Raw genomic sequence first — 10336 nt, forward strand, 5'->3', positions numbered from 1 at the left:
ATTTTATAAGCTTACTCTCATCGAACCAGCATGTACCATCACCCTTTCAAGTTAACCAATTTTATACCATCGCCTTTAGATTTAAAGGCAATGGTATAAAATCACTTGCAAGTAACAGGTATCGTTTTTAAATTGAATCCAGCTTCTTTATAAAATTTATACCTTATTCTTGCCAAATCCTTCAACTTTTCGTTTACTGGTACAAAATCCACAATATCAGAATACACAGCAGCAAATTCAGGAAACTGTTCTTGTAAATTAATCAATATATGTCGATGACCATTACTGCGTTTTTGCGGCCAACAAATCTCGACAGGAGACCCCCCTTTCAATCCTTCACCAGCTAAGTTATGTGGTACAAAATGATCAGTATCAAGTTGCCAAAGGTATTCATCTATACGTTCAGCCTGTTGCTGATCTTGGCAAGCAACTAAGATTCTTTTGTTAGCTTGCCAGATTTCAGCAATTTTTTCACAAGCGAGTTTTTCATGAAACAAAACACCCGATTCACTTGCCGGTTTTTGGTTCTCTAAAAGATAAAAAATCACTTTTTTCATAAAAATGAAAGATCAGTCTATTGCGTTAATAAATATTCAATTAACATTGCTACCGGACGACCTGTTGCACCTTTTTTTGCACCTGATTGCCAAGCGGTACCTGCGATGTCTAAATGAGCCCAATGATATTTTTCGGTAAAGCGTGATAAGAAACAAGCTGCAGTAATCGTTCCGCCATCACGACCTCCGGCATTGACAATGTCTGCACAAGTTGAGTTAATCTGCTCTTGAAAATTATTATCAATCGGTAATTCCCATGCTTTATCACCAGCTTTATTGGATGCTAAAACTAATTGGTTAACTAAATTTTTGTTATTACCCATAACCCCAGTATAGTGGTGACCTAATGCAACAATGCAAGCACCGGTTAAGGTCGCGATATCAATAACAGTTTTTGGATTATAACGTTCAACATAGGTTAAAGCATCACATAATACTAAACGCCCTTCAGCATCAGTGTTAATGATTTCGACCGTAGTTCCAGACATGGTTGTTAGAATATCACCTGGTCGATAACTGTTGCCATCAGGCATGTTTTCACAACCTGCCATTACCCCTACAACATTAACTGGAAGTTTTAGCTCAGCAACGGCCTGCATAACACCAAAAACGGTCGCAGCTCCACACATATCATACTTCATCTCGTCCATACCTGCAGAAGGTTTAATAGAAATCCCGCCAGAATCAAATGTTAATCCTTTACCCACAAGCACATAAGGCTGAGCTTTTTTATCTTTAGCGCCATGATATTCAATGACAGTCATTATCGATTCATTTGCAGAACCACGACCTACAGCTAAATAGGCATTCATGTTTAATTTAGCTAACTCTTTCTCACCTAAGCATGAAACTTTTAAAGATGAGTGCTTTTTGCCTAATTGCTTGGCCTGATCAGCTAGATATTGAGCATTGCAAATATTTGATGGCATATTGGCTATCGTTTTTGTGGTACTAATAGCATTAGCAATAATTTGTCCTTGTAATAAACCGTTTGTTAAAGATTCATTTTGCTTTTTATCATTGCATATTAACGTAATTTTATCCAAACTTGGAATCGGTGATTTCTTTGATTTGAATTGATCAAAACAATAGGTCATATTATTAATAATTTTAGGTAGTTGTCTAATAATTTCAGGATTTGAAGATGATTTAACTGTTAACAAATCCCAATTCACACTTTTGACTTTTTTTGCTAATAATTCTTTAATTACCGATTGGATAACTTGTTTCGATTGGAAAGTATCAAATTCTTTTGACTTTCCACAACCAACAAATAAAAGCTCTTGGTTTAATTCAGATGAACAGGAATATAAAAAAGTAGTTTTACCGAGTTCAGCACTTATATCACCTGATTTGATCAGTTGACTCACTAGTCCTTTAGTCGCCGCATCAACTTCTTTTAATGTATCCAACTGATTTTTATCTGAATTTACGGCAATGACTAAACATGCTGATTTTGGTTTTGTAATTGAATTACTATTTTTGATGATAATTTCCATAGATTTTCTCTTTTATGAAATTTACGATGATGAGTAACATTCTATCCGTTCATTGAGCGATAGCAACAAAAAGATAACTAAACAAAGCAATTCCTATTATAATAGTCCAATTTATAAAAACTGAAGATAGGTAAAATGTGATAATTCGTCGATATTTAGTCAAAGAAACATTAAAAACACAAGGTGCAATATTATTTATATTATTGCTAATTTTCTTTTCTCAAAAGTTAATTAGAATTTTATCTAGTGCTATAGAAGGAAATGTTCCACGTGATTTAATCATGCCTTTGCTGGTATTAGGCGTATCAAATATGGCAGATTTGATTTTGCCATTAAGCTTATTTTTAGGCGTTTTAGTGACCTTTGGGCGTTTATATTCAGATAGCGAGATGGTCGCTATGCATGCCTGTGGCGTAAAAAAGAATTTGAACTACCAAGTGGTATTTTTTCTTTGTATTCTCACTTGCACATTAACCACAATCAATTGTCTTTGGTTTGGACCTTGGTCAAGCTTAAAACAAGAACAATTAGTTGAAAATGCTAAAATCAATCCGAGTTTAGCTGGTTTATTATCGGGTCAGTTTCAGCAAACCCCTGATGGAAATTCGGTGATCTATATTGGTAATGTCGATAAAAATAATTTGGAAAATATCTTTATTGCTCAAATTAATCCGAAAAACAATCAGCGACCTTCAATCATTATCGCCAATAAGGGGAGAACAGCAAATGATGCAGAAGGCAATCAAGTTATCACTCTTGATGATGCTAATCGCTATGAAGGTACGGCGCAACTAAAAGATTTTCGTATATCGAACTTTCACAATTATATGGGTATTATTAAACCTAAAGAACTCGATTCTAATAATGATGAAATCAGCAATGTTCAACAATTTGGTTTAACTGACTTATACAAAACAAAAACACAAAAAGCTCAAGCTGAGTTTTATTGGCGGCTAACCCTTATTATTTCTGTTCCGCTCATGGCATTTTTGGTGATTCCTCTTAGTGTATCAAATCCAAGACAAGGGCGATTAACACAAATTCTTCCTGCATTATTGCTCTATTTGGTCTATTTTTTATTAGCCAGTTCGATTAAAGCCAATGCAGGTAAGGGACGTTTAGATCCAGCCTTATGGTTTTATATTATCAATCTAGGGTATTTTGTTCTTGCCATAATGTTAAATTGTTGGGATAACTTATTTATGCGTAAACTTCGTTTAAAATATATTGCATCATAAAGGAGAAAAGGATGTTTTCGATTTTAGATCGCTATATTGGTAAAACCATTATCAGTACTATCGGCATTAGCCTGTTTTTATTAATTAGCCTATCAGGCATTATCCGTTTTATTGATCAGTTAAGAAAGATAAAAGTTGATTACGATGCTTTTGCTGTAGGTATTTATTCTCTATTGATGGTACCGAAAGATTTAGAAGTTTTTTTTCCAATGGCTGCATTGCTTGGTGCTTTAATTGGATTAGGAATGTTAGCTTCTCGTAGTGAATTGATAGTTATGGAAACGGCAGGATTCAGTCGTTTCAAAATTGCCCTAGCAGTCATGAAGACAGCGTTACCACTAGTACTTCTCACTATGGCTATTGGAGAATGGGTTGCACCTATTAGTGAGCAAACAGCACGAAATATGCGTTCAGAAAAACTCTATGGCAGTTCATTAATGGCACAACAAGGTAGCTTATGGACTAAAGATGGCAATGATTATATCTATATAGGTCATGTCAATGGCGACAGTTCAATATCCAACATTGATATCTATTCGGTAGATAATAATAAATTATTATCAATAACTCATGCCGATAATGGTGTATTCAAAAATAATGTTTGGATATTATCCCAAATTGAAAAAAGCGATTTAACTCAACAGAATAAAATTCAAACAAGCAACATTCTTTCCATGGAATGGAAAACCAATATTACCCCTGACAAGTTAAGCATTGTGGCATTTGATCCCGATTCTCTTTCTGCTTCTGGGCTATACCAATATTCACAATATTTAAAAAGCTCAGGTCAAGATACTAAAAATTATGATTTACTTTTTTGGAAGAAAATAATTAAACCGCTTTCGGTTGCTGTTATGATGTTGCTTGCACTGTCCTTTATTTTTGGGCCTTTGCGTAGCGTTTCGATGGGAGTAAGAGTGATCATTGGTATAAGTTGTGGCTTTATCTTTTATATTGCTGATAATCTTTTTGCCCAAGCTAGCATTGTAATAGGCATCTACCCTATTATCGGCTCAATGTTAACTAGCTTAGTCTTTCTTTTGATCAGCTATATTTTGTTTAAAAGAAAAAATTGAGCATATCATTAAATACTAGGGTATTTTATATAAACAGATAATTAAATATCTAAAATTTTATATGGGCTTTCTTGATTGAATGATTAACAATGCCGAATTGATAATCACAATAGCACTCAATATCAATGATATAGCTATGTTCCGTTTATTTAATCAACAAATATTCAGATAACAAATATTTAATGCATCCTAAACAATCTGTAGTACTGAGTGGATGCATTAAGTATTTTCAAAAAGCTCTAAATATTGACCATAACCGGCAGACTCGAGTTCTTCCTTAGGTATAAAACGTAAAGCCGCTGAGTTAATACAGTAACGCAAACCACCCAAAGCTTTTGGACCATCATTAAATACATGACCAAGATGAGAGTCACCTTTTGCTGAACGTACTTCAATGCGATTCATTCCGTGACTGTAGTCATGTTTTTCAATAATATTTTTGTTATTTATCGATTTAGAAAAACTTGGCCAACCACATCCAGAATCGAATTTATCAAAAGAAGTAAATAAAGGTTCGCCCGATACAACATCCACATACAACCCTTCCCGATGATTATCATTGAATTCATTATCATGGGGCGGTTCGGTTCCATTTTGTTGAGTAACATAGTATTGCATTGGTGTTAATTGTGATATCGCTTTTTCTTTTAATGTATTATTCATAAATCACCTTACCTATTTAATTAAGAATTTTTCAACAATAACTAATTTACTTTTAGCATGGATTGAAGAACTTTATCTTTAATCCAAAAGTAATGATATAAAGCACTTACAATATGTAAAATAAGTAAAACAATTAATAGATATGAACTCACTTTATGCAAAATATGAAACAATTGATACATTGCATTTGACATATCAATAGCTGGAATTGAGATAATCCCAAAAAAATTGAGCGATCGGCTGCTCATTAAGTAGCCTGATAAAGGTATCATTATCAATAAAATATAAATAAATCCTTGTGTTGATTTGGACAAAATACGCTGTAATTTTTGTTTTTTTGGTAAAACTTCGGGTACCCCATCTTCCTTGATAACAATGAAGCGCAAGATGGTTAACATAAATATCACCACTCCAAAGGATTTATGAAAGAGATAAACCATAAACATCCCGCCCAAATATTGTGACATCGTCACTTTGAATATTAACAAGATGAATTCCAAAAACACGAGTATAAAAGTTAACCAGTGGATCCATTTTAGTTTGCTATTATATTCTGGGTAGTTTTCCATAAAGTATGTATCCTTTTATTTATTTTTGGGCCAATGTTGAGCAATAAACTGGCTTCGCCCTGATCGTTGATAATACTGATTATAGTGCATAGGTTCTTTTGTGTAATAATTTTGGTGATAATCTTCTGCAGGATAAAAAGTTACCGCAGGTTCAATTGCCACTTCTATCTTTTTGCTAAATCGTCCACTGTCTTGCAGCGCTTGTTTTGATGCTAAGGCTTGTTTATGTTGAAATTCGTTGTGATAAAATATGGCAGGTCGATAAGAATCGCCCCGATCAGCAAATTGCCCTTGAGCATCAGTAGGATCGATTTGCTGCCAAAAAATATCAAGCAATTTTTTATAACTGATAACTTTAGGGTCAAATGTTATCTGTACAGCCTCGGTGTGACCTGTTTTGCCCGAACAAACTTGTTGATAGGTTGGATTTTCAACATGTCCGCCTGTATAGCCTGATATTACGTTTATTACTCCTTCGTACTGATCAAAGGGTTTTACCATACACCAAAAACAGCCACCGGCAAATGTTGCTTGTTCGTATTGTTGCATAATAACCTCCTGATTAAATTATTTTTGGCAAATTTATTCACTTTTATTCTGTTTCAACACGTTGGATCATGCATTTTTTATTATTTATTACTCATATTACTTGAAATAGATTAAAAAAACACCATATTTTCACTGTATCGTAACAGTTTTAGGGGGTCTATTTTATGGCAAGTGGATGGGCATCAGACGATGCTGTTAATCAACAAATCGAAGGTACTATTGCAGATGCCATCGAAATTGCAAGACGGCAATTAAAACATGGCACAATTAGTGCTCATTTTTGTAGTGAGTGTGGCGAGCCGATTGTGCAAGCAAGACGAGAAGCATTACCAGGTGTACAATTTTGTCTGTCTTGCCAACAAGAGATTGACAAGCAATTAGCTAAAACGGCTAGTCTGTATAACCGCCGTGGCAGCAAAGATAGCCAACTTCGATAATCTTAATTTGAGGGAAATTTCCGTTCCCTCTCATTGCATTTTACTGAATAATGATTTATGACTTTCGAGTTTTATTATTTTTACGAACATCATCATAAGGATAAACCAGCAGTTTATTATCAAACCATTCCGCACAAAAAATATCCTCGATATTATCATATCCCTGCTTTTTGATTTCATGCTTAACCCATGTCTCGCTTTTATGTAACTGTTCAAGATTATCCTCACTAATCGCACCATTTTCTATAATTAGCACAGCGATATCTTTATCCCCTTTTTTGATAATTGTTAATGAACCATTCAATTCATACCATACTTGCTTTAACTGGCTAAAAGCACATATACCTTGAATATTGATCAGCGTTTCAAAATCTCTGACAGGCAAATTCGCCTTAGCAAAATTGTCAGTAATTAAGTCACCATTTTTAACGAGTTGAATCGGCTCACCGTCTATGGCATCTCGTAATCGTGAGTTTTTGGATTTGATGAATCGAACCAATATGAGTAGCCCAGCCCAAATAGCAACTAACCCCGCGGATTGCCATGCAGAAACATTAGAATTAAGAAGTGCCCCGCCCACTAATGCACCAATCACCATACTACCAACTTGATCCAATTGCGACATAGGGGCTATTTGGCTTTTGCCCGATAACTTAACATAAATAAGTAAAATGATAAGAGCGACTAAAAATTTTGGGGCCATTTCGAGTAAATACATGTCCAACCTCCAAGAATCTATCCGATTAAAACAACCAAAAGTTTTGTAAAATGAAATAAGCAGATAAATGACAGTTAAAAAATGAGTATCACGAACTAACTAAATTTTATTGAGTTGAAATCAATTTTAAAAATAACTTGAAGTGTAATTGAAACCATAATAGTTTACTCTAAAATGCATTTTAAAAAAATGTTAATTGAAAATTAAAAAAACAGTCTGATAAAATTAAGTCCATAAAATCGATTATTTACGCATATCAAGCGAAAGTTATTTTCTTATCAATCAAAATGATTTGATCAATATCGATTTTTGCCCTTCAATCTTACTGCTAACATCATTTAGCAACTATTAATAAAATGATAAAAAAGAAAGATGTTTTTTTATGTTTCTTCTATTAAACATTTAAAACTTATTATTATGCTCATTTAAAGGCCATTTTCCGAGATAATCAACAAATAACAAACTGACTGATAATAAGAAAGATGCCGATGCATACAACACTTTACCAGACCTTTTGTTAACCGCTTCGTCTTTGATGATTGAAGGTAAGAACAAAATTGAGATGGTATACACTCCTAAATATTTTTTACAAATTAAATGATCATTTACTTATAAAACTCAATTTTCAAACAATCCATTAATCACACTAAAATTTTATTTATTGGCTTATCTTATTGGTCGGTAAAACCCATTTTTTATCACTTTGCCGTCCGTTATTTTGTCAAAAAGTTTGAGGAAAAGGGTATGTTTCAGTAAAAATGATGATTCAGTTTTTAAAACTGAATCAACGTTCCGTGCAAAATGTTCAAAAACAATCGGTAAAATTTCAATTCGGTTTCTCCTTTTTTGATCATGCTCAGGCAACAAATCACAAGAGAATTTTATTGATTTATTAATGATATCAGTAAGTTATACTCATAATTCAGAATTAAAGAATTTTAAAAAAAAAGATTGCAAAATATGCGAAACAGGGTATGTTATATTCTTTTTTAGATTATTTATTAACGTGAATTCAACTCAGGTATGACTCACGTTTATACATAAAACAAGCCATCATATTTTGTCAAAATAAAGTTAAATGAGTATTGATAACGATAAAGTATTATTAGCAAGCATGAAACCTATCTGGAATAATATGAATAAAGGATCCCCTCATCGGATAAATTTTTTAACGAATGGTTTAGCGCCCCATATTACCGTACGACCCGATAGTCACAAGCAGCAGGGTGTAACCGATAAAAACGGCCAAACCAAAGTCTTTTATGCAAATTCACCTAACTCAATTTATCTACAATTAACCCAACTGGTATAAGGAAATTTTTATGGACAATAACCAACCAGGCCCATTCACCACCGCCAGGACAAAAAAAATTGGTCCTAATGGGGAAGTTGCTGTACATCAACTAATCATTAAACGACCAGTTGAAGTCATATTGACCATTGGAATATTTTTTGACGGTACCGCCAATAACTCATTTAACATTAGCATGCGTGAAGAATATCAACAGGCGCTTGCCCGAGGCGAAACACCTGAAATCGCTTTTCCTGTATTCAGCACCAGTTACACCAATGACCATTCGAATGTCTACAAATTATATCAAATGTATGATACTGATGAGGATAAGGATTTTTCATTATTATCAAAAGATAAAAATGGTACGGTACATTATCAACTAAAAATCTATATTGAAGGTGTCGGTAGCCAAACCGGTAAAAGTGATAGCAATATTGGTTTTGGTACGGGATTAGGCTCGACTGGGATCAAGGGCAAAATTAATCGGGCAATCACCGAAATTGAAAAACAATTAAAGATTTTTTTAAGAAAAGCCCAGAAAATACGGATTCAGCAAATTCGCTACGACGTATTTGGTTTTAGCCGGGGGGCAGCCACCGCCCGTTATTTTACTAACTTTGTTGCCGATACACTCAACGATGGCAATAAACAAGGTCACAATAACCCGTTAACCCAAATGTTAAATCAAGCCTTAGACGGGAAAAAAAGCAACCATTGGCAAGGGACAGCGAATGGTCGAGTCCATTTTTTAGGGATTTTTGATACCGTAGCTGGGATTGCCCGTCCTGAAAATTTATTTGATGCGGGTGATGCCAACACTTTTGATATTGATATCCATATTCACCCCGATTCGACCGATGCCGGTTTACACATTCAAGCGGCACACGAATATCGGCATAATTTCTCGATGAACGATGTGCCTGATGATTTTAAAAAAATCAGCATGCCCGGTGCCCATTCGGATATTGGTGGTGGTTACCCCAATAACGATATTGAAGAAAACCTTTATATTACCGATGTGTATCAACATACTGACCTTCATTTAGGGCAACCAACTCATATTCAGCAAAAACTGCAAAAAGCCTTGGTGAAAATTCAGCAACATCCTGATTTACACTATCTATTTTATGGCTTGAACGAAGAAAACTTTTACCAATGGACCACCGCCGTGAAATACGATAACAGTAACTATACCAATGCTTATGGGGCGATTCGTGTCAAACGGCAAATTAAATTTGGTCTTGATCGCATCGCTTTAAGGGTAATGTATAACGAAGCGGTCAAACAAAATTGTAAATTTATGCCCTTTTTAGATGGTTATGCTATACCAAACGAACTGCAAAGTGTGGCAACGAAAATTATTAACGCCGCCGACCGTTATCAAACTTACCCATTAACCGATGCTGAAAAGCATTTAGTGTTAAATCACTATACCCACTGCTCGGCCGAATACGAACGCTTTTTTTACAGTAAACCGGCGGAAAAAGAACTGATTGAAAAAAATACTGGTCAAATAGTGAAAATTAGCTGGCCGGCAAAAAGTGAAAAAGAGTTCGTCAAAACACGTTTACTGCAAGTGCACCAACCGCACCTTAACCAACAGGGTGATTGGCAACGGCTCATTCACCCCGAACATTAACATAGAAGGACTGCTTATGTTGAAACACATTATTACCGTCGTCAGTTTGGTAATGCTTATCACCGGTTGCCATACCTCACGTAACACTAACCGAGTT

The 10336-nt window shown here is 34.7% G+C and carries 10 protein-coding genes and 1 pseudogene; 5 read left to right on the forward strand and 6 right to left on the reverse strand.

The features are described 5' to 3' along the window. Positions 1-101 precede the first annotated feature (101 nt). Complete coding sequence (locus J3U19_RS09660; RefSeq protein ID WP_267340947.1) at positions 102-557, reverse strand: DNA polymerase III subunit chi; 456 nt, start codon at positions 555-557, stop codon at positions 102-104. Positions 558-574: 17 nt separating this feature from the next. Then, positions 575-2056 (reverse strand): leucyl aminopeptidase, encoded by a 1482-nt coding sequence (locus J3U19_RS09665; protein WP_267340949.1) that lies wholly within the window; start codon positions 2054-2056, stop codon positions 575-577. Positions 2057-2193: 137 nt separating this feature from the next. Between J3U19_RS09665 and lptF the strand changes: the two genes are divergently transcribed. Both lptF and lptG read left to right on the forward strand, forming a co-directional pair. Beyond that, the gene (lptF, locus tag J3U19_RS09670) at positions 2194-3294 is read left to right on the forward strand and encodes an LPS export ABC transporter permease LptF (protein ID WP_267346150.1); all 1101 of its coding nucleotides are present in this window, start codon (positions 2194-2196) and stop codon (positions 3292-3294) included. Positions 3295-3305: 11 nt separating this feature from the next. Then, complete coding sequence (gene lptG, locus J3U19_RS09675; RefSeq protein ID WP_267340953.1) at positions 3306-4370, forward strand: LPS export ABC transporter permease LptG; 1065 nt, start codon at positions 3306-3308, stop codon at positions 4368-4370. Positions 4371-4589: 219 nt separating this feature from the next. Here the strand turns inward: lptG and msrB are convergent. From msrB to msrA, 3 genes and pseudogenes are all read right to left on the reverse strand, one after another. After that, positions 4590-5030 (reverse strand): annotated as a pseudogene (gene msrB, locus J3U19_RS09680) (peptide-methionine (R)-S-oxide reductase MsrB); the annotation flags it as partial. 44 nt (positions 5031-5074) lie between these two features. After that, positions 5075-5602: a cytochrome b gene (locus J3U19_RS09685; RefSeq protein WP_267340956.1), complete on the reverse strand. Its 528-nt coding sequence runs from the start codon at positions 5600-5602 to the stop codon at positions 5075-5077. 15 nt (positions 5603-5617) lie between these two features. Beyond that, positions 5618-6151, reverse strand: coding sequence for a peptide-methionine (S)-S-oxide reductase MsrA (gene msrA, locus J3U19_RS09690; protein WP_267346152.1), 534 nt, complete (start codon positions 6149-6151; stop codon positions 5618-5620). Between the two features lie 164 nt (positions 6152-6315). Here msrA and J3U19_RS09695 point away from each other — a divergent pair, with 164 nt between their 5' ends. Continuing rightward, complete coding sequence (locus tag J3U19_RS09695) at positions 6316-6588, forward strand: DksA/TraR family C4-type zinc finger protein (protein ID WP_267346154.1); 273 nt, start codon at positions 6316-6318, stop codon at positions 6586-6588. Between the two features lie 55 nt (positions 6589-6643). On the opposite strand, the gene J3U19_RS09700 is transcribed toward J3U19_RS09695, so the two are convergent. Then, positions 6644-7306, reverse strand: a complete 663-nt coding sequence (locus tag J3U19_RS09700) for a DUF421 domain-containing protein (protein ID WP_267340959.1) — start codon at positions 7304-7306, stop codon at positions 6644-6646. A gap of 1078 nt (positions 7307-8384) precedes the next feature. Between J3U19_RS09700 and J3U19_RS09705 the strand changes: the two genes are divergently transcribed. Both J3U19_RS09705 and J3U19_RS09710 read left to right on the forward strand, forming a co-directional pair. Beyond that, the gene (locus tag J3U19_RS09705; protein ID WP_267340961.1) at positions 8385-8618 is read left to right on the forward strand and encodes a hypothetical protein; all 234 of its coding nucleotides are present in this window, start codon (positions 8385-8387) and stop codon (positions 8616-8618) included. Positions 8619-8628: 10 nt separating this feature from the next. Then, entirely contained in the window at positions 8629-10239 is a 1611-nt protein-coding gene (locus J3U19_RS09710; RefSeq protein ID WP_267340962.1) for a T6SS phospholipase effector Tle1-like catalytic domain-containing protein, read from the forward strand. Positions 10240-10336 lie beyond the last annotated feature (97 nt).

Origin of the sequence: Gilliamella sp. B2828 (assembly GCF_026537125.1) — a bacterium.
Classification (GTDB): Bacteria; Pseudomonadota; Gammaproteobacteria; order Enterobacterales; family Orbaceae; genus Gilliamella.

Coding starts and splice junctions, on each gene's coding strand:
- J3U19_RS09660 (WP_267340947.1), bottom strand. CDS start 557: ATGAAAAAAGTGATTTTTTATCTTTTAGAGAACCAAAAACCGGCAAGT.
- J3U19_RS09665 (WP_267340949.1), bottom strand. CDS start 2,056: ATGGAAATTATCATCAAAAATAGTAATTCAATTACAAAACCAAAATCA.
- lptG (WP_267340953.1), top strand. CDS start 3,306: ATGTTTTCGATTTTAGATCGCTATATTGGTAAAACCATTATCAGTACT.
- J3U19_RS09685 (WP_267340956.1), bottom strand. CDS start 5,602: ATGGAAAACTACCCAGAATATAATAGCAAACTAAAATGGATCCACTGG.
- msrA (WP_267346152.1), bottom strand. CDS start 6,151: ATGCAACAATACGAACAAGCAACATTTGCCGGTGGCTGTTTTTGGTGT.
- J3U19_RS09695 (WP_267346154.1), top strand. CDS start 6,316: ATGGCAAGTGGATGGGCATCAGACGATGCTGTTAATCAACAAATCGAA.
- J3U19_RS09700 (WP_267340959.1), bottom strand. CDS start 7,306: ATGTATTTACTCGAAATGGCCCCAAAATTTTTAGTCGCTCTTATCATT.
- J3U19_RS09705 (WP_267340961.1), top strand. CDS start 8,385: ATGAGTATTGATAACGATAAAGTATTATTAGCAAGCATGAAACCTATC.
- J3U19_RS09710 (WP_267340962.1), top strand. CDS start 8,629: ATGGACAATAACCAACCAGGCCCATTCACCACCGCCAGGACAAAAAAA.